The sequence below is a fragment of the Draconibacterium sp. genome, assembly GCF_041583095.1.
GTDB lineage: Bacteria > Bacteroidota > Bacteroidia > Bacteroidales > Prolixibacteraceae > Draconibacterium.
On sequence record NZ_JBFHGM010000011.1, the window covers coordinates 1 to 18642 of the forward strand.

The following is an 18642-nucleotide window of genomic DNA, read 5'->3' on the forward strand; positions in this document are numbered from 1 at the left end:
CAATTACATGGAATCGTTATTTGATATAGCGGCATCAAAACCCTACATCAACATGCAGATTAATGCTATTAAATTCTACTACGAAAAGGTATTAAATCAGCCACGAAAAACATATTATCTTCAAAGGCCATTTAAAGACCGCAAATTGCCTGTCGTTCTTTCAATAGAGGAAATACACATGATTCTTGAAAAGATCGAAAATTTCAAGCAAAGAACGATAATTGAGACAATTTACACACATGGTTTAAGGGTGTCTGAACTCCCGGCACTCACTTTAACCGATATCGACAGTAAACGAAATATCCTCACCGTTAAAAATTCAAAACAAAACAAAGACCGGAATATTCCTCTCGATCCGGTTTGCTTAATTCGCTTACGGCAATATTACAAAAAGTACAAACCTAAGTTTCTCCTGTTTCCCGGACAAAGCGGATTGTACTCGCCAACCTCTATTCGTAAAATACTTACCAAAGCCGTACAGAAGGCAGGAATTACCAAACACGTAACGCCACATACTTTACGACATTCGTATGCTACTCATTTACTGGAGCAGGGAACCGATCTGAGGTATATTCAAGAAATATTGGGCCACGCCTCCAGTAAAACCACCGAAATTTACACCCATGTAACTACAAAACACCTCGGAAACATTCAACTCCGTTGGGCTTCCTAAAATCAATTTAAATATTATGCTTATATTGCTGGAACCTTTGAATCTAAAAAAATGAAACATTACTTACTGATCCTTTTACTCGCGTTATTATTCTCTTGCGACAATGATGAAATAGAAGCTCCAATTGCCTACATCGGCATTGTTAAGCTAACACCGGAAAGCGGCTCGGTGCTTCACGAAAAAACAACGGTTAAATGTGTGGTTGAATACGATATCCCGGAAATGATGCCAGAAAACAATGGGTTTGTGGTGTTTTTAAATATACGCGACAAAAGTACTTTCGATATGGCTCCTGCTCCAATGTATCCGCTTCCGTCGCGAAGTGGCGTATTCGAAATTAACATCCCGATGGGACCGGATGAAGTTACCCATGAAGCCGAATTTATATTTGATGTAGTACTTAATTGCTACGGATATGGCGTGTATGATTGGTTAGCGTCGTCAAAAGCTTACACTTATACGTTTACTCCTTCAACAGATTAATAGCTAATGTCATTCAAAAGCGAAAATCCCCGCAGTTAATACTACGGGGATGACATCTAAAAAAACCTTTTCGCATTCGGGTATCTACTCCCGAAAATCTTAATTATCTTTTCCTCCAAACAGGCGTTTAAAGAATCCTTTCTTTTCCTGTTCTGAGATAGTATCAGGTGGTGTAGATGATTCAAGGGCGCTTAGTTTGTTTTCGAGATCGAGTACAATTTGTCCTCCTTTTTGTGTTTTCATCTTCTCGAAATCGTTCTCAATCTTGTACTTCTCAATTTTGGCAAGCTCCACAATTACTGCCGACTGCTTATCCAGTCTCGATTCGTAACGATGTGCCATTGGATCGATAACCGTAAACTTCATTACAGCTACCGTTATTAATACCACCAAAGCATTCTCGATGGTGTTAAAAATGTTGTATTGTCCCGGAATTTTCATTTTTTGTTGTTTTTAATTTCAAGTTGGCTCATGCGAAGCATGTAAATTACAAGCAGCCCAAAAGCAAGTGTATAGCCTAATGCAAGCATGGTTTATTGTTTTTTCGGTTAGTAATCCAATCTGCCGAGGAATGAATTATTCCCCTTGGCCGTATTCTTCGTGCTGCCTGGTTTCCTTCGCGCGATCCCTGGGCATTGGTGTTTCCTTCGCCGGTTACTACATAGGGTGTGTTGTTAATAAAGGGTTGCAGGTACATAACAATGTGCCCAATTCGCCCCAGCTTACGATAGTAAAGAGAGCCGAGATCGCCTTGATACGCTTTCTCGTTTGGTATTAAGTGTGCCTCGTTGAACCACGATGCTGCACGAGCCGGATATTTCGGTACATCGAGATTGTTTACTTTAAACACATAGGTAATAAATGCTGCACACCACGGGTATTGCCCTTTGGGATTTAAGCCGGTACTGCCAATGAATTTTTCTACCCAGTAACCATCGTTATTGCCCGTAGCTTCTTTTACCCATAGATACGACTGAAGGGTATCGCTTACATTATTGCGGATATGCCCGTTACGGCCAACAGCGAAGCCGAAAAAAGGACTACCAACCAGCCAAACAAACGTAATATAAGCTGCGATTTTTCCCATGATGACAGTTTTTTGCTTGATTCGAATAAATTGTCGAGAAGCCGGAAGCCTTGCGGAAATACCAGCTTCATATAAGCCCACACAAACAACAGGGCCACAAAAAAGAAGATACCGGCCAGTAATGGAATGTAAAGCATTTCTATTCCAAATTCTCCGGCCTGCGGATCGATCAATCTCAACAGTGGAGGTGCGGCAAACCACACCACTGCTACCAGTGCAATAACAAATGTGAATTCGTTATTTTGTCTTATCCATTTTAATAGTTTCATTAATCAATATTTAGTTTTGTTTCAATTTTAACCAGGCGTTCGGCATGTTTGTCAATGCGTTCGGCATGTTCGTTAAGCCTTCGTTCGGTACGGGGCCTGTCCTCCGAAAACTGAGTTTTTATTACCTCCACAACGCTTTTTAGCGAGTTAACCGTTTCTTGCACCGTATCAACAACCTTACTTAGCTTTTCAACCTGGGCCACCGCATTGCTGTCTTTTAACTTTGCCAGATAAGCAATTACACCAATCAATAACATTATTAGCCCCACGGCTATCCAAAGCGTTAATTTTAAGGTTTCAACATCGGGATTTGCTTGTACCATATCACAACTTTATTTTTAGCGGCCAACTACCGCGAACTTATTTCTTTATTCTTTTTACTATTTCTATTGTCTTTTATTCATCATTACCTTAAAGTTTTATTTCAAATATGGGATGAGTGTGGCTGTTTTGAAAGGACAGAAAAAGCAGCCCGAAAGTTGCTGTGTAATATTTTTTAAAATGTTCAAATAAAGTTTCATTGTGAATTAAGTCAATACCTCTGTTGATGACACGATACCACTATCGTCAACCGTTAGTTCAAATACATTTCCGGATGGAGACTTTAATCGAACAGAATTACTGTAATAACCTAATAATGAAAGTCTTAAGGTATCAACACCTCCTGACTCGCAGAGAGTATAAATAATTTCAGAACTCACATCAATTGAAGAACATCCTGCGTTAGCAACCCCCTCTTGAGTAAGTAAACAATGTCGCTTAAATGTTTTTCCATAATCAACACTTGTGTATAGCGTTGTATTATATCGAGGCCAGTCCCATCCATTTTCATCAAAATCAGAAAGCGTTGCCCTAGTTCTATATACTATTCCATCATGTGTAATAGTATCTTCCGTACAAACTAGTGCCTCTCCATCTGTAACAGTGTATTTCCTAAAATCGTTTGATAACAGTCTTGGGTCTGATTCGTAGAATTTACGCTGATGATAGTCCCCATAATTATCGTCACGACAACTTAAAACCAAATTACCACTGTTTAATCTGAACATTGAACATTCATTAGTATGTGTTATACCAACGCACTTTATAGTAAAAGTTTTATCGGTTAGATTTAAAATAAGATACCCACTCGAAACTACTGCAGCGGTATCTTCTGTATCGTTTATGTCGTCAAACCGTAGCGGTAATACTACTTTACCATCGTCTAATATATAACCATGCGAACTTGGTGTTAAAGCGACTGCGTAAGTAACCCCATTTAAAGTGTATCGACAATCTTCTGATATTGTTTGCTCCGCACTAAATGTTTGACCAAAATCATCAGAATATTTATAATAGATTGACCAATTTAAGACCGTACCTGAGGTGTTTTTTCCCGAATAAAATATGTATATTCGATCATCTACAACCAACGTCTTTGAACTCGTACTTATTGGGTATGATTCCGTTGATTCTTTTTTAGCAATATATCCAAAGCTAGTTATGCTGGCTGAATCCTTATCATAAACAAAATAGCCAACGTGCGATTCGCCAACTTCATTAACTACCTGAAAGGATGCAAAAGCATTTTTATTTGACATTATTGAAACTGAAGGGTTTCTTAGTTGTGTCGAAAAATCTCCAAAATTTGAAGTTGAAAAAGATAGATAGCTTTTAACAAAAAATGTTTTGTTAAAAAGTTTATTGACAGCATTAGAGCTATTATTTTCGACATCTGATACTACTCCTTGCTGATATTCAAAACTCATATTTGCCGTCGCCTCGACCCCCTCTGACGAAGTGAATTCAAGACGCAATAAACATTCATATTTGTCCGCTGTAAAATAAACTGAATCTCCGATCCCAATATTCAAGTTTTCTACATTGGTATAATCATCAACGTGCCTTAACCTAATTAGCCCAGAAGATAACGTTTTGTCGTAACTGTTAAGTGTTATTTTTACGCGCTTATATGGTTTAACTCTGTAGCAAGAATCAGTTAATACCTTTGTGCCTGAACTTCCTATAATTATATCCTCTGTAAACACATTTTGTGTTATTTTAAGATTTGATTTCTGAATTGATGCAAGTTCATTTACTGTTTTAATTACACCCTGGTTGAACGTTAGATTCCAAAGAACATCAGCTATTTCGCCTTCTGAATTTGAACAAACCAATCGAACAAAACAAGCTGTTGAATCTGCCGTTAATTTAACGCTGCCGCCTATCTCTATTGATTCAGATGCAATAGTTGTGTATTGACCAACGTGCCTAAGTTGTGCAAATGCAGATGTTAATGTTTTATTGTAAGAATCAAACGTAACAACAACAGATTGATAAGGTTGTACAAGAACATCGTAGAATACACCACTAGAACCATTTCCTACCGTTGACCGAACGTTTATAGGGATCCCTAATTCTGCTTTAGCTTCATAATCATTAATAACACCGTTCATTACATATAATGTAATAGTAGCCGTAGCTGATTCGCCTTCGGTATTAGGTAATTCAAGTCTAAGGAATGATTCTTTGCTGTTTGATGTCACTATGTTGTAAGCATTATTACCAATCAAATTACTACTTATATTTGTGTATGAATCAAAGTTGCGAAGACGCAAGAAAGATTTTGTGCTATCTAGTGTTTTACTGTAACTACTCAATAAAACAAGAACAGACCGGTTTGGATAAATAACAATATCAGTTAATGATACTATTCCAGTTGATGGAATATATATATCTTTAACTATCTTCTGTCCTGCATCTGCCATTATTTGCAAATCTTTTTGTTCTAATTTCTTCACACTGTAACCAGTTGAACCATCCCCAACCAAAACCTCTTTAGTATAATCGCTTACAGTTTGCCCGAAAACAGTCCCGTTTTCGGTGGGGAAATACACATGGTTTAGCGTGGCGGTTGGAGTAGCATCGCCAACTTTTGCATATCCTTTAAAAATCCAATCCGAATTGTACTGTTTCAATTGGCTGGAGATAGCAGCAAAAGTCTCATCATCATTTTGGTTAATAATTGACTTAACCTCGTTCCAATCCTCAGCAGTACTTTGTTGCGTTCTGTTGGTAACCGCTACCGGGTTTGTTTTATCGGTGTATGTAATTTTTGCCATGTCGTTTATTTTATCTCATTATTTTATCATCAACTAATAAAGCATCAAACTCAAATCCTTTTATGCTGCTATCGGGTAATACCTGGCCTCCTATAAGAATGGTAATATCTTTGTATTTTCCTTTTTGTCGGCCAATAGGTATGTCTTGCCTTACGTTATTCGGAAATACCACACTTCGTCCATCGTAATAAGCCGCAATAGGTATATAGGTTTTCTTTCTGTTGTGGTCTTGTTTTCCCCAAACCCCGTAGGTAAAGTAACCGGTTGCAGCCTCATCGCGGTACAATTCGCAACGGGCTATTAAGCGGCGTAGTTTTTTATAATTATCGGGGTAGTTTAACTTTATTGGGCGCGTGAGTAAATGGATCTGAACTTCTTTGTCCATATCTTCGCCACTAAGTATTAAAAGTTTGTTTTGGTAGTCGGATTTTTGGCGAACCAAAAACCGGGTATAAATAGTTGTCGAGCCGCTTTCGTCGTTAATAAATCCGTTTAATTCGGTTTTTTCGCTAAATACCAAGGTACTTATGCCCCACATGCGGTTATCGAAGCTGTATATTAACGAAAAGTTCTTTTCGGGGTTACTGCACCAAATGGTATTTCTTCGGGCATCGTAGGCCATTTTAGCCCCTTTCAGGTACGCCACAATATCGTTTAAGGTGTAAGGGTTACCGTTTATCCCGAAATAAGGCGCGGTTAAAGTGGTGTAATTGGGCAAAATGGTATTTAAGTCGGGGAAATTGCCGTTGCCCTGATCCGGGAAGAAATCTTTTGTAAGGTTAACCAGCTCGCCATTACCAAATAGCATTAATCCTTTATCGCTAACAAAAACAATGGCACCCGAAACCTCCAGCACCTCATCCGAAACGAACGGTACTTTTGCTAAACGGGTTATTGAATTTACCAGGTTTTGCCCGGTTTGATCGAAGTTAACTGTATATAAGCCTTCAGTGGTTCCAATATACAAAGGAGCCAGCAAATCGGTATTGGTACTGTTTACGTTATTGGTTCCGGTGCTTACAATTTTTCCCTCTCCAATACGATAACTATTCTTTGCCGGCCAAACACTAAACTCCCCTACCTCGGAAAACTGATTGCGGTTTTCGCTGGTGTATTTTGCGGTTATTAATGGTTGATTTATTCCTGTTAATATATCGTAATCTTCGTATGTAATATACAGATTATAGTTTGTTAAAGTAGTGAAATCTGTTCCATCATTGCTTTGGCTAATTAAATCAAAGCTTGCATATTTCATGTTAAATACACAAGCCATATTGTGTGATTTATTCCTCCGGCTTTTAAATAACCTCAGTGCGTTATTAATGGCATCGTTGGCCCCAATATAATTTGCTCTCCCATCGGGGTATGATAATAATCCCCTTGTTCGTGTCCATAGGCTTGCCAGGTCATCAAACTCAACAGCTTTATCAATTCTCGAACTAACTCCGTTTAAAATCCCATCTTCGGTATCAATTTTAAATCCTTGATCGGAACTGGCATCGATAGTTGCCAGTGCACGAATATGCCCTCCTGAAAGAACCGTAGTAGGTTTGTCGATAATCAATCTTCCGTTATACGACGTTATTTTGCCGTAAAGTTTGTGGTACGAGAAATTATCTACCGGCATAACTTCTCCGGCCGCTATTGTGTCGATATTTACCGACGAAACAGTTTCAGTGTAATTTATATCTGAATCCATCTGCCCGACGGTTAATAATATCTTTTCATTGGTTGGTTTTTCAATGGTCTTTATCAAATAAAAGGGTTCTTCTGCTTTCTTCTGAAACTCACCTTTTATTGTAGATTCATCAGTTAAATGTGCGTTAACCGATGCTGTATAATCCTCAGTTAATTTGCTTTCGTAATACGGAGTAGAAGCATAGATATTAATGGCACTTATTTCATCGGCAAGTAAAGAGGTGTCGGCAAAACTAAAATCCATGTTTATAAATGCATGAATATTTCGTACCGCTGTATCTTTATTTATAGTTGCATCGCCTCTGTTTAAGCCGTAAAGTATAAACCCGTAAATTGGTGAATGCAATACTTCTTCCCCACTGTTTAAAACAAGCGTATAACGAATGGCAATAACTCCACACTGAGAAAATACCAGCAATGGAGTTGTTCCAAGCATTGGGGCCTTAACAGCGATTTGAGCCTGAAAAGGATAAAACGGAATCAACGATTTCCACGCATACATATCTTTACTTTCGTAGGCTTCCGAATTAATATTGAATTGCAAGCGGGTGTAATATTGTTCTGCAGTAGAACTTCCGTCGCCCATAAAATAAATCAATCCGTTCAATATTGTAAAACTCATCCCATCAGTTCGGGTAATTCCTAAATCAACCGGGGTTATCGGGGTGTATTCGCCATCAGCAATTTTCCCAAACCATTCAAGGTTTCCATTTGTAATGGGAACTCCTCCAAGGTCTCCGGCTAAATCGTAAGCTAAAAAAGTAGGATTTTGTAAACGAAAGCCAAGAACGTTTACCTGGTCCTCGTCGCTAACTTTATGAAGTATTATATTGGTGTATTCGGTTACGTTAATTGCACTCAATAACCGTTCGGGTACCGGACGAAAAGCACCTTCCCTCCACTGCAGGTTTATGCTTTCGCGAAGAAATCCATCCTTCACTTCGCTTTCGCTGTCCTTAATATTTATTCCTATTGGTTTTACAGTGTACATATTATACTCCTGGTAATCGTCTCATTTTTTGATCCACTCCCCTTTCCTGCAACATACCGGCCTGTGGTGTTCCCTGTACCATCATTTGCTGTTCGGCAGGAACTTCAACGGGTTGTTGCGGTGCACCACCGAGTTGCATCTGGGTATTTTGCTGTTCTTGTGCTACTTTCTTTTTCCATTCTTCCCATTTCTGTTTTGCCTGAATCATAACCGGATTGGTAGAAACTTCGGCAAATACTTCGAACGGAATAAGCTGGTTGTACACCATTGTCAATATTTCCTGCTCCATTGCCCATCGTTGCGAAGGAGAATTGGTTCCTTTACTTTGTTCGATGTGGAAATTGAATGTGCGTAGTTCTGCCGGATCGATTTCAATACCCAATATGCGGTAGTAATCGGCTTTGGTGTATCCGTCGAGCATTAAACTCAGCGATTTTTCGTCACGGTCTACCAACATACTCAGGTACCGTTCCATGGTGTCGCGAACATTTAATCCGGCATTCTGGCTTTCCAAAGCATATCCTGTTGCTGTTTTTGTGGCACTGTCGCTGCGGCCCTGTGCGGCTCCGTAGTTTCCTGTAATCTCATCAGTGAGGTTAGAGAACAACTGAATCATCGTTTGCACCTGTGCACTCACGTTAGCAGAATTGGCATACTCCTGTGTAGGTTTATGCTGTTCGGTCATATCCGAACGAACCTTATAAATTACTGCTCCATCAGCTTTTTTGAATTTCGAAATGTATTCTTTATTCGAAAACTCATCCGGAACAGCTACATCCGGAATCAACCAGATACCTTTTGCCGCATTATCAATAATAGCATCGGCCTGGTGTATTTTACGGTCGAGCGATAATTGTGCATCCAGCACTTCTTCCACCAATCCCCAATATTCACCATTCAACCCCGGAGGTGTGAACGTGAATGGGTGTTGGCCGCTTTTAAACGGGCTCTCCATTACTTTTAATACTTCGCCCCAAGGTGTCATAAAAATAGCGTACCATCGGGGAACAAAATCAGTAGTGAACTCGATTTTATAGTCTTTAGGGTCAGCCTCATCGCCCATCATTTCTTCACGACGGGCATTCTCAGCATCCACTTCTTTTTTAACCTGGTCGGCCGGTCGCCATTTATGGGTTGTACGGGGCGACATAATTTCAGTAGGATCTACCGTTATGGCTTCGTAGTCGGCTATTTCTACCCAACTTTCGTAGTACCTACAGGTTCCGTTAACTCCGGTATAATTTTGGAACGAATTATTTCGTCGTTCGTTACCGTCGAAACTTTGTGCGCTGTATGTTGGGTTATTCATCGCATTTCCGCTGTTACGGACGTAGGCGTTGCGAATACGCATTCCCTTTTCAAAATCTCCGTCGGCAAAGTTTTTTAGAATGTCATTCAGCGAACCGTCGTGTATTTCAGTTCCGCGATAAAAGTTATCCAGGTCGTAATCGGTTATTCCGGGATTCATTACAAACTTATCCGAAGCAACAATCCTGAATTTTATGTCAATGTTTTTATCGTTGCGAAGTTGCGCCCATAAATTCTTGTAAACAGGCCGGCTGCTAACCAGCATTTCCTGAAAATTCATGGCATCCTTATCACGGGCCTTGTTGTTCTTCTTTATGCGGTCTAAGCATCGGGTAAGGAAATTTGCCAGCTCAACGCCTCGTTCATCCTGGCTGTCGCATTTTACTACATTGCCGGTGTTTATTTCGCGGAACTGCCCGGTTAAGCTTCGTACCAGTTTTGATACTACGTTGTAGGTTAACGGTGGGATATTTCTTCGTCGCAGGTAAACCCACTGCGTAACGTATCGTCCTAATTCGTTATCCCAAACAGGCTCATTAAAATGTCGTGCCCTCGTAAAGTCGATGTTTCTTTGTCGGCGGTCGCGTAAATTCTGCTCCGCGTTGTATTCAATTTCAAGATTGGCTATAAACTGTTTCGGAGTTGTATTCATTGTCTGAAATACATACCATTCCAAAAAACTTAAATCTTCGGTTTCCCTTACAACTTGCCGGGGTTGGTCTTTTATCCCCAAACGTTTTTTCTGGCGTAAGGCTTCCTGTATCTGCTTTTTGTCCTGTATTTGATTAAACTCCGGCATTGTGGTTCGTTGTTTGTAAACTTGTGTCGTTTTTAGCCCAATATGCTACGTCGGCACGAGCGTCGGCATAACGTCGTACATACTCAGCATGTTTCCTGTTGTATCCGATGGTTTCGTACAGTTCGCGAAGAACGTACCGAACCAAAGCGTCCTTTAAGTATTTTTTTACGTTACTGATACAATTCAGATCAGTACGTATATTAACCAGTGTTTCGCTGGTGTAATTCAGTTTAAAATCGGGTAAGCGGGTATCCATGATCTGCCAGCGGTAAACAATGTTCCCACTGTCGGCCAGATCAAATTCGAATCGTGGTCCGGGTGCTTCTTCGGGTATCCATCGTTGCATTGCCTGGAACACCGGGAGAATATCTTCGGCACCATCTTTCAGAAAATCGCGGGTAATACGGTCGCCTTCTCCGTGTAATTCCGAAAACAGTTTTTGTGCTTGCGTCTTATCACTGAAATACGGATCGGTCCGAACTGCCAGCGACGAACGCCGGGCAATTTCGTCAAACAAATCAGCGATGGCAATTGTAGCTTCTGCCAACGGTACGCCATCGGGGTATAAATGATCTAATCCGGTATTTTCAATGGTAAGTGTTGCCATAATTAATCGTGTAAGCGGTATAAGTCACCCGACAATTCATCAATAATGGTTAAGCACTTCTGAAAGGTTTCTTTTTCTTTGGCTACGTTGCCATCGGTACGGTACAGCGAAAGCATTACGTAATACACCAGCGCATCGCGAACGTTATCCGTTAAACGCTGCTTAATAGATGCCGAGTGTGGCAAAACCGGTTCCGCTTCTTCAAACCGGTAAACAACATCGGTAGCGGTGATTTCAAACGGAGCATCGGTTCCACTTAAATCGCCCTGCCGCGAAAGGAATGCTTTTAAAACTTCCTTAGCTGCTTCTACTAAGAAGTCGGTTGTAATACGGTCGCCTTCGCCATGTAACTGCGAATACTGTTTCTTTTCGGTTGTGTTTTGTTTGTAAAAGGGGTCCGTTTCTGTCGCAACAGAAGTTCGCCTTGCGACTTCTTTAAATACCTGCGACTTGCTAATTGATATTGCTACTGCTGCCATTAGTCGTGTAATTTATAAAGGTGAATATTAATGTTGTCAGTAATTTTGTGGTAACGTTCCATCATATAATCGGCTTGTTTATCCATGTTTTTCATGCGTAACCATAACGAAGTAGTGTACATGTACAAAGCATTTTTAACATCTTCGTTTAGCGCACTCTTAATGGCTTCCCCTTGCGCCAATACCGGTTCTTCTTCCCTAAATCGGTAAATGGCATTGCTTCCGTCGTATTCAAAAGGAACACCCGTTACATCTCCCTGCCTCGATAAAAAAACTTTTAGTACTTCCCTGGCTGATTCTTCCATGACGTTTTCAAAAGCATCAACCTGATCGGGTCCCATTTCGGTGTTTAAAATCATAGGTTTGCCATCATCGCCAACCAATCCAAGGCTAATGTACGATGTGCGTAACCACGCCTGAAAACTAACGTTGCTAACTTCAATATTTACCGTTACGTCTGCCATTACAATGATTCAATACCGATTTTTGGAGAGTCGTCTTTTTCAGCCTTCTTTTCAGCCTTGCCTTCAACAAATTTGTTTTTGCCTTCAAATTCTTCGGAGGTCACTATTTTCGGATAACAAGAATCACCATCGGTTACCACATAGCTTCCGGCAGGAACTTTCATCGTGTTTTCCTGGCCTTCGTAATCCTTATAGGTTATTTCTTTGTCCTCGGTAACCTGAACGGCCATTCCGTCCATTTTTTTAATGTATGGCTTGCCTCCTTCGGCAACAAGTTTCATTAATTCCTTGTCTTTGCCATCTTCCATCTTTTCCACTTTCTCGTTTAACATGATGTTATATTTTAAAGGTGATTATTCGTGTTGTTTAATAGCCTCCAGTGTTTCGTCATTGCGTAACGAAGCCTCATCGAGCCTACTCTTTATCTGGTGAAGTTGTGCGGCCAAAGCTTTTGTAACTTCGTCAAAAACCTCATCGGGCCATGTTTTTCCTGAATTGTCGGGAACATTGTCGAAGGCAACGTATTGAAATTGATCAACTGTTTTAGCATCGTCGTTGTGTACCGAAAAGCATTCAATTCGCGCTTTAGATCCGGTGCTTACATTCGACAGTGCTACAACAGGATTTTGTTTGCCTCCACGGGTAAAAGGATTGTTCTGAACACGGTATTCCGGACTGTCAATATGAATGTAGTCGGTTACCGGCCGGGACCAAACGGTTAAACGAATGGATACCAATTCCCAAAAATCGTCAGGAGCCTGGAAAACGGCTTTCTTTTTTACATACGAACTCTGGTTCTCACCTCCGGGAATAGTGTCTTCGGCAAGTGTACCCGACTTTGCCAGGTAACGTTTTAGCTCGTAGGGTAATTCTTTTACCAGGTCGCGACATACTTCAGGTAAAATATCCAATGCCATTTCTTCCATCGACATTTCGGTAGAAGCCGCTGTTTCGAATTCAGTTACCTGCTCATCGATCAGCGTTAATGCTCTTTTTATAATATCGTCGGCTGTTTTTGGCATTTTAAGTGTTTGAAAAGAAAGCGGCACAAAACCGCTTTCTTGTTCTCTTTGTACTTATTACTCTGGTTTTGCGAGTTGTTCTTTAATCCAACTCAAATCGTTTTTCTTCGTGTTCGGAACGTTCTTTCCAAACTTGTCGAAGTATTCTTTTAGGAGATCATCCTTGGTGGGCTCTTTGGCCTCTTTCTTTTCCTCAGATGATGCTTCGGGAGCTTTTACATCCTCAGATGATTCCTCATCATCCTCTTTTGTAGCTTCGGCCACATAAGCTTCAACATCAAATTCCGGAGTATTCATTCCGTCAATCAATGTAATAAGCTTGGCTTTATCTCCGGCAATTGCTTCCGGTACAGGTTCACCGTACTTTTCTTCGTAGGCTTTTTTACCGGCTGCAATAGCATCCGAAATTTGTTTCTTCGGATCAACCTCTACGTGAGCAATTTCAGTAGCGGTGCTTTCTCCCAATTTTCGGGTACCGGCCAAAGCATGAATATGAATCTCATACTTTTTCTTTGCTACGTCCAAAGGATCGTTTTCGTCGAAAACAAGACCGTTTGCTTCGTACAAACTACGAAGGGCCACCAGTTCAGCATCTTCTTTGCTTACAACTAATGTATCCATCTTGTTTTTGCCTTCTTTATCGCCTTTTTCGTAGAAGTCTTTTCCGTAACCAGTGTTGCGGTATAATGCTTCCTGCAGCTTTTCGTCTGCGGTAGTAAATTGCGCCGGAACAGCCCGTCCCTTTTCACGACGTTGGCCCGGTTTTACGTTCTCTGTGGCAAAAGGCAGAAGTCGTTTACTCAGCTTCTTATCTTTATTCAGAAGCCATACTGCAACTTCCCTTTTCCATACTCTTGGATTGCTAAGGACAAATGTTTTTGTTGCCATTGTTATTCGTTTTTAAATTGATATTATGAGTTAAGTCGAAGGGACCGAAGTCCCTCCGATATGAAATACATAAGCAAAAAACACTTATGCCTTAACTTCGAAAATGAAGTGGGTATCGATGTTCCGAACTACCAAACCGCAGGTTTCAACCAGGTCGATAGCTTTTCCATCAAAATCACGATGTTTAACACCGTCGTACTGAGTTTCGCGGAACGGTTGGAATACAAACTTATCGATGTAGGCCATATCCAAAAGGAAAGCTTTATCGCGATAGTCTGACTGGTCCATTAATGGAGCATAACTTACGTTAATGGTTCCGAAGAAACTATAAAGAACAGTGAATGACAAACCGTAAACAGTATCGTACTCTTTTTGTACAAACTTGGTGCTGTCGCTCATTACACCTTTATTCAACGAACTGATCACTTCCGATCCACCCCACATAAAGCGAGTGTCTGATCCGTTGTTTCCTACACGCATTTGTTTAGTGAAATCAACAATATCAGTTTCAGTAATATCAGTGTTACCACCACCTGTACCGTATTCAATTACCTGGTCGATGTAATATTCCAATCCACCGGTTGTACGGTAAGTTTTGCTGTTTGCAGTAAATTCAGAACGGTTACCAAACATGAACGAAAATTCCTGTCCGTAACGGAAATCCTGAAGGGCCAGGTTAGTAATCATCGAGAATGAATAATTCACAAACAATTGTGTCATGCTCATCCAGTTGCTATAAACTACTGAAGTGATAAATTTCTGGGCATAGTTGTAGTCTTTAGTCGGGCTTTGAGCAACTGATTCGTTTTTAACATCGTTCTCATTGAATGAAGTTCCCTGACGGGTTACGCGATCATCAACAGCCAAAGCAGGAATATCTTCATTACCGTTATTACCGGTTGAAACTACACTTAATGTATTACCATTTCTGGCTGCAACAAACAATACAAGCGATTCACCGTTTGCGTATGTTTTCCCCTGAACACGAATCAGTGAATTAGGAGTCCACATATCGCCGTTGGCTACAGTAATATCAGCGCTGGTTGCACCACCGGCAAATACAGCATTAATACTGTCCTGATAAGGAAGTACAGCAATATCGCCCCAATTCAGTTTATAGCTCGAAATTTCAGCTTCACCAAATTGTTCGTAGTTCTTCATTAAGTCCTCTTTAACCTTATATTTCGAATTAATACGGTCGTTAAGGAAAATGTCGTCGTAAGTACCTTTACCATTGGCTTGTTGTGCTTTTGCCAAACCTCTGATTCCGTCCAACGTTTTTTGAGTCAGGAACGTTGAAATAGGATAGTTTGCAGGACTTACCAGTACAAGAATTTCTAACCATGCAGGAGCCACAAAATCGGCGGCAGTTCCTTCAAATCCCTCCAAAGTTACATCCTGAAAAATGTTTGTTCCGGCAGTTCCCTGTGCAGGATCAATACCGGTAATATCTACGCTAAAAGGCGATAGATTATTGCTTACGGCCTGTGGCGACGTAGCCAGTACCGAGAACAACACTACTAAGAAAAATTTAAAAATAGCTTTCATTGTTATTCGTTTTTAAGAGTTTTTACTTTTGAAAATTTTACGTTTACCAACATCTTGATACGATGGACCTTGCTGTGCATAAGCCATCGCACTTGTTTGATTATCGGCAGGTTGTGGATTGGGAATACGCGAGGTATCCACCGACGATTTATCCGGCACAATTGTTTTTGTTGGCTCCGGTGGTAATTGTGCTTTCATGGCCGACATATCCGCATCGTAATTACGTTGCTTGTCGAATTTTTCCCATTCTGTTTCGGTAATTTCACCGTCAGCCTGGGCATTTAAAAAATTCATGTATTCTTCCCACAAAGCATTACCTTCTGTTTCGTCGTAGCCCATGCTTTCGCAATAAGTAGCATGATTCGCCTTACTCTTATCGAGTTTGGCAAACAGTTCCTCATCGTTACGGGCTTCCTCATCGGCGGCTGTTTTTGTGTCAGCCAGTCCTTGTTGTACTGCACCGTATTCTTCACTGTCAGCCAGTTCCTGAAGCTCATTCAGAGGAATGGTACGTGCCACGGCAACTTTTACCGAAGGTGTCATTCCATCTTCCTGTTGATCTACCAGATCATCAAGAATAGCCTTAAATAACGGATCGTAATACGCATCGCGCAATGCAACCATTTTGTCAACCAGGAATTTTACAGGGCCACGTAAGTTCTCAGGTACATCGGCAATTTCTCCGCTGCCTCCTGAAATCTTATCAAACTCGTTCAACAACATCACCACGTTCGTAATATCGTCGCCGGTAGGAGCCTCAGAAGCTTCCGGTGCGTTGCCAGTCTTATCCTTTAAAGGTGCTGCCTCGGTACCCTGAACCGGGGTCTTTACTTTACTGCCCGCGGCTTTTACTTCTTCTTGATTTTTAGCTTCTTGTGTATCCATGATTGTGCTTTTAATTTGTCGTTCAAATGATTCTCTGTGAATCGTTTCGTATAACAAAATAATTGCATCCAATCCGCTATACAGCAATGTTATGAATGATAGTAGTTCGGTTTTCGAACTTAGAAGTTCCAATTCAGAACTACTACTTTGTAGTGTATAAGTAGTCTCACTATTCGCTTAAATACCTTTGGATTATAAAAACTCGGAGGTATGAAACTTTTTCAACACATTTTACAGGTTATACGCAGCGTTTACGGCAGTGCCGATCCTAACCTTTTTGGTTCGAACAAACGAAGAAAAGAGAAAGCAGGACTGGCAGATGAATTCAAATCATTATCGGACAGCACTCAAAACGAAATCGACGCATTACAGGCATCAAATCCTTTTGATAGTGCCGCTGCAAAGTCGGCCATGAAACGTGCCACACGCACTGCAAGGCAATACCAAACCAGGGCTGCAAACATGATGGGGGCTAACGCATCGGCTGAAGCTATTGTGGCATCGCAACAGGCCGCATCGGAAGCCATTGGAGAAGCTGCCGGAAGTATTGCCACCGGAGCCGAAGCCAACAAAAACAACCAGGCGAATGCTCTCCGGGGTTTACAACAGAATCAAATGGGAAGCTACGGGGCAATTAAGACCAGTTCGATTGACGAACGCGGATCGGGATGGAAAGACTTCTTCAGTAGCTTGGATTCAATCGGACAATTTGCTTCGGGTGTTGGACAGGGTGCAGGAGCAATACTTGGAGCAACAGGAGGTTCAGGGGCTGCCGCTGCCGCTGCCGGAAGCGACATTAACATCAAAGAAAACATTCACTTTATCGGAACACTTCAGGGGCAACGGATTTATAAATACAACTTCAAAGGTAAGCCAGAAGTACATATTGGTGTAATTGCTCAGGAGATTGAAAAAACAGATCCGGATAAAGTTGTTATGAACGAAGGCATTAAGAAAGTTTACTACGATAAAGTTTTTTCCGAAGTATAATAACTAATTCACTATGGCAAAAGATAACTTAAAAGAACTGGAAAAGAAAAAGGCTTCGGTAAAATCTTCCGAAATTAAAAAGGAAGAATTAAAATCCGTTCCGGCGAAGGTAGTTCCTCCGGCCAAGTCAAAGAAGCAGCTTCGCGAAGAACGCCGTGATGAACGTGCTTCCAATTTGGTTAATTCAGAAGCCGGTGAATATAGTATCGACATTAATACCATATCAAAAGCCCCGTTAACCACCTCTACAGAAGAAAATATTACCAATAGCGTAAAACAACTGGTCGGTAAAGAATTTGCCAGCGACATCGATAATTTCGCCAATGCTTATTCCAATCCACAATACGAGGATCTTCCGGAGCTGGACCTGAAACGCCTTAAAGAATCGGCACGAAAACAACGCCGCGTAAGATGGGCCGATGCACTTTATGCTTTTGGTCAGGGATTACAGGGACGTGTAGCCAATCCTGAAACATATGCTTCAACGCGACTTCAACGCGAACGCGACCAGCAATACCAAAACTATAAAAATACCGTTGATCGCAACCGCAAAATAAAACAGGCTTACGAGGACAGTTACCGTAACGATTTAATGGACTGGATTCAGCAAAAGATTGACGATACTACCCTTTCAGCTGCCGAACGCGAGAAGTATAAAGTTATGGCCGATCAGATTGCAGCCACTAACCGCAAAACTGCATTAGGAGAAAAAGAACTGGCATCACGTATTAACAATTCCTATTACGATAGCAAACCCAATAATAGCTCAAAGACCAATCCTGTTTATACCGAGCAACTGGAGAACGGAGGTTGGAAATTAACCAACCAGGACAATCCGTATTCCGACCTGTATTACAAACTCGCGGGTAATAGTCCTGTCCTCGTCAACGAATTAGCCAAAATTGCCGGTTATGCCGTTGACGACGAAGGGGCGTTGAAACGTAATTTATCAAGCGACGAAACCGAACGTTTTGCCAATACCCTGTTAAGCAGGATGTATGATTTCTCTACCGACGAGAAAGGCGTAAGAATGGCCACTCCTAAACCGGGAATGGAAAACTACCTGAACGACCTTTCCGGGCAAATGCAAGCGGTACGCGATCTGGAAAATGAGCTCATGCAAATAGAGAACGAGTACAACACAGAATATTCATCGGCAAAAAAACGCAACCGCGACGATGTGGATGAGAAGTACAATCCATTAAGGGAAGAAAAACGCAACGAAATACAGCAAGCACAAAAGGACCTTAAAAACCTTTTGGAAGGGAAACCATTAACCCGGTCAACATTCAGCGACATAGTTAAAGCTCACCAATAGAATAAAATCGTTCATATAAGCCCTGCAAAGGC

At 41.1% G+C, this 18642-nt stretch carries 19 protein-coding genes; 4 read left to right on the forward strand and 15 right to left on the reverse strand.

From position 1 onward, the window contains the following. The coding region (locus ABZB17_RS01820; RefSeq protein WP_372647737.1) for a tyrosine-type recombinase/integrase at nt 1–673 on the forward strand (673 nt) is incomplete at its 5' end. Nucleotides 674–724: 51 nt separating this feature from the next. Next, nucleotides 725–1156 (forward strand): hypothetical protein, encoded by a 432-nt coding sequence (locus ABZB17_RS01825; protein WP_372647739.1) that lies wholly within the window; start codon nt 725–727, stop codon nt 1154–1156. Nucleotides 1157–1255: 99 nt separating this feature from the next. Here ABZB17_RS01825 and ABZB17_RS01830 read toward each other — a convergent pair whose 3' ends face one another. The 15 genes from ABZB17_RS01830 to ABZB17_RS01900 form a co-directional block, all read right to left on the reverse strand. Beyond that, a complete protein-coding gene (locus ABZB17_RS01830; RefSeq protein WP_372647741.1) occupies nt 1256–1597 on the reverse strand; it encodes a hypothetical protein in 342 nt (113 codons plus the stop codon). Between the two features lie 76 nt (nt 1598–1673). After that, nucleotides 1674–2243, reverse strand: coding sequence for a hypothetical protein (locus ABZB17_RS01835; RefSeq protein ID WP_372647743.1), 570 nt, complete (start codon nt 2241–2243; stop codon nt 1674–1676). Continuing rightward, nucleotides 2144–2512 carry a hypothetical protein gene (locus tag ABZB17_RS01840; protein WP_372647745.1) on the reverse strand — a complete coding sequence of 123 codons (369 nt, stop codon included), beginning with the start codon at nt 2510–2512 and terminating at the stop codon, nt 2144–2146. Before ABZB17_RS01840 ends, ABZB17_RS01835 begins: the two co-directional genes overlap by 100 nt. Beyond that, nucleotides 2512–2835 (reverse strand): hypothetical protein, encoded by a 324-nt coding sequence (locus ABZB17_RS01845; protein WP_372647747.1) that lies wholly within the window; start codon nt 2833–2835, stop codon nt 2512–2514. Before ABZB17_RS01845 ends, ABZB17_RS01840 begins: the two co-directional genes overlap by 1 nt. 204 nt (nt 2836–3039) lie before the next feature. Further along, the gene (locus ABZB17_RS01850) at nt 3040–5613 is read right to left on the reverse strand and encodes a sialidase family protein (RefSeq protein WP_372647749.1); all 2574 of its coding nucleotides are present in this window, start codon (nt 5611–5613) and stop codon (nt 3040–3042) included. Between the two features lie 10 nt (nt 5614–5623). Further along, nucleotides 5624–8302: a hypothetical protein gene (locus tag ABZB17_RS01855; RefSeq protein WP_372647751.1), complete on the reverse strand. Its 2679-nt coding sequence runs from the start codon at nt 8300–8302 to the stop codon at nt 5624–5626. A gap of 1 nt (nt 8303) precedes the next feature. Continuing rightward, entirely contained in the window at nt 8304–10409 is a 2106-nt protein-coding gene (locus ABZB17_RS01860) for a hypothetical protein (protein ID WP_372647753.1), read from the reverse strand. Further along, nucleotides 10396–11016 (reverse strand): hypothetical protein, encoded by a 621-nt coding sequence (locus tag ABZB17_RS01865; RefSeq protein ID WP_372647754.1) that lies wholly within the window; start codon nt 11014–11016, stop codon nt 10396–10398. Before ABZB17_RS01865 ends, ABZB17_RS01860 begins: the two co-directional genes overlap by 14 nt. A 2-nt stretch (nt 11017–11018) precedes the next feature. After that, nucleotides 11019–11495, reverse strand: coding sequence for a hypothetical protein (locus ABZB17_RS01870; RefSeq protein WP_372647755.1), 477 nt, complete (start codon nt 11493–11495; stop codon nt 11019–11021). Beyond that, entirely contained in the window at nt 11495–11959 is a 465-nt protein-coding gene (locus ABZB17_RS01875; protein ID WP_372647757.1) for a hypothetical protein, read from the reverse strand. The genes ABZB17_RS01870 and ABZB17_RS01875 overlap by 1 nt, the downstream gene beginning before the upstream one ends. Beyond that, a complete protein-coding gene (locus ABZB17_RS01880; RefSeq protein ID WP_372647759.1) occupies nt 11959–12291 on the reverse strand; it encodes a hypothetical protein in 333 nt (110 codons plus the stop codon). The genes ABZB17_RS01875 and ABZB17_RS01880 overlap by 1 nt, the downstream gene beginning before the upstream one ends. 21 nt (nt 12292–12312) lie before the next feature. After that, nucleotides 12313–12981, reverse strand: a complete 669-nt coding sequence (locus ABZB17_RS01885) for a hypothetical protein (protein WP_372647761.1) — start codon at nt 12979–12981, stop codon at nt 12313–12315. Nucleotides 12982–13038: 57 nt separating this feature from the next. Next, nucleotides 13039–13869 (reverse strand): hypothetical protein, encoded by an 831-nt coding sequence (locus tag ABZB17_RS01890; RefSeq protein WP_372647763.1) that lies wholly within the window; start codon nt 13867–13869, stop codon nt 13039–13041. A gap of 84 nt (nt 13870–13953) precedes the next feature. After that, a complete protein-coding gene (locus ABZB17_RS01895; RefSeq protein ID WP_372647764.1) occupies nt 13954–15417 on the reverse strand; it encodes a DUF5309 family protein in 1464 nt (487 codons plus the stop codon). Between the two features lie 12 nt (nt 15418–15429). Further along, entirely contained in the window at nt 15430–16302 is an 873-nt protein-coding gene (locus ABZB17_RS01900) for a hypothetical protein (protein ID WP_372647766.1), read from the reverse strand. Between the two features lie 210 nt (nt 16303–16512). On the opposite strand from ABZB17_RS01900, the gene ABZB17_RS01905 reads away from it, so the two are divergent. After that, the gene (locus tag ABZB17_RS01905) at nt 16513–17292 is read left to right on the forward strand and encodes a tail fiber domain-containing protein (RefSeq protein ID WP_372647768.1); all 780 of its coding nucleotides are present in this window, start codon (nt 16513–16515) and stop codon (nt 17290–17292) included. Between the two features lie 13 nt (nt 17293–17305). After that, the gene (locus ABZB17_RS01910; RefSeq protein WP_372647770.1) at nt 17306–18610 is read left to right on the forward strand and encodes a hypothetical protein; all 1305 of its coding nucleotides are present in this window, start codon (nt 17306–17308) and stop codon (nt 18608–18610) included. Nucleotides 18611–18642: the final 32 nt, after the last annotated feature.

Excerpts from the sequence above, each read along its gene's own strand:
- ABZB17_RS01825 (WP_372647739.1), top strand. The coding sequence starts at position 725 with ATGAAACATTACTTACTGATCCTTTTACTCGCGTTATTATTCTCTTGC.
- ABZB17_RS01900 (WP_372647766.1), bottom strand. The coding sequence starts at position 16,302 with ATGGATACACAAGAAGCTAAAAATCAAGAAGAAGTAAAAGCCGCGGGC.
- ABZB17_RS01850 (WP_372647749.1), bottom strand. The coding sequence starts at position 5,613 with ATGGCAAAAATTACATACACCGATAAAACAAACCCGGTAGCGGTTACC.
- ABZB17_RS01885 (WP_372647761.1), bottom strand. The coding sequence starts at position 12,981 with ATGCCAAAAACAGCCGACGATATTATAAAAAGAGCATTAACGCTGATC.
- ABZB17_RS01880 (WP_372647759.1), bottom strand. The coding sequence starts at position 12,291 with ATGTTAAACGAGAAAGTGGAAAAGATGGAAGATGGCAAAGACAAGGAA.
- ABZB17_RS01875 (WP_372647757.1), bottom strand. The coding sequence starts at position 11,959 with ATGGCAGACGTAACGGTAAATATTGAAGTTAGCAACGTTAGTTTTCAG.
- ABZB17_RS01895 (WP_372647764.1), bottom strand. The coding sequence starts at position 15,417 with ATGAAAGCTATTTTTAAATTTTTCTTAGTAGTGTTGTTCTCGGTACTG.
- ABZB17_RS01855 (WP_372647751.1), bottom strand. The coding sequence starts at position 8,302 with ATGTACACTGTAAAACCAATAGGAATAAATATTAAGGACAGCGAAAGC.
- ABZB17_RS01890 (WP_372647763.1), bottom strand. The coding sequence starts at position 13,869 with ATGGCAACAAAAACATTTGTCCTTAGCAATCCAAGAGTATGGAAAAGG.
- ABZB17_RS01835 (WP_372647743.1), bottom strand. The coding sequence starts at position 2,243 with ATGGGAAAAATCGCAGCTTATATTACGTTTGTTTGGCTGGTTGGTAGT.
- ABZB17_RS01845 (WP_372647747.1), bottom strand. The coding sequence starts at position 2,835 with ATGGTACAAGCAAATCCCGATGTTGAAACCTTAAAATTAACGCTTTGG.
- ABZB17_RS01865 (WP_372647754.1), bottom strand. The coding sequence starts at position 11,016 with ATGGCAACACTTACCATTGAAAATACCGGATTAGATCATTTATACCCC.
- ABZB17_RS01905 (WP_372647768.1), top strand. The coding sequence starts at position 16,513 with ATGAAACTTTTTCAACACATTTTACAGGTTATACGCAGCGTTTACGGC.
- ABZB17_RS01870 (WP_372647755.1), bottom strand. The coding sequence starts at position 11,495 with ATGGCAGCAGTAGCAATATCAATTAGCAAGTCGCAGGTATTTAAAGAA.
- ABZB17_RS01860 (WP_372647753.1), bottom strand. The coding sequence starts at position 10,409 with ATGCCGGAGTTTAATCAAATACAGGACAAAAAGCAGATACAGGAAGCC.
- ABZB17_RS01840 (WP_372647745.1), bottom strand. The coding sequence starts at position 2,512 with ATGAAACTATTAAAATGGATAAGACAAAATAACGAATTCACATTTGTT.
- ABZB17_RS01830 (WP_372647741.1), bottom strand. The coding sequence starts at position 1,597 with ATGAAAATTCCGGGACAATACAACATTTTTAACACCATCGAGAATGCT.
- ABZB17_RS01910 (WP_372647770.1), top strand. The coding sequence starts at position 17,306 with ATGGCAAAAGATAACTTAAAAGAACTGGAAAAGAAAAAGGCTTCGGTA.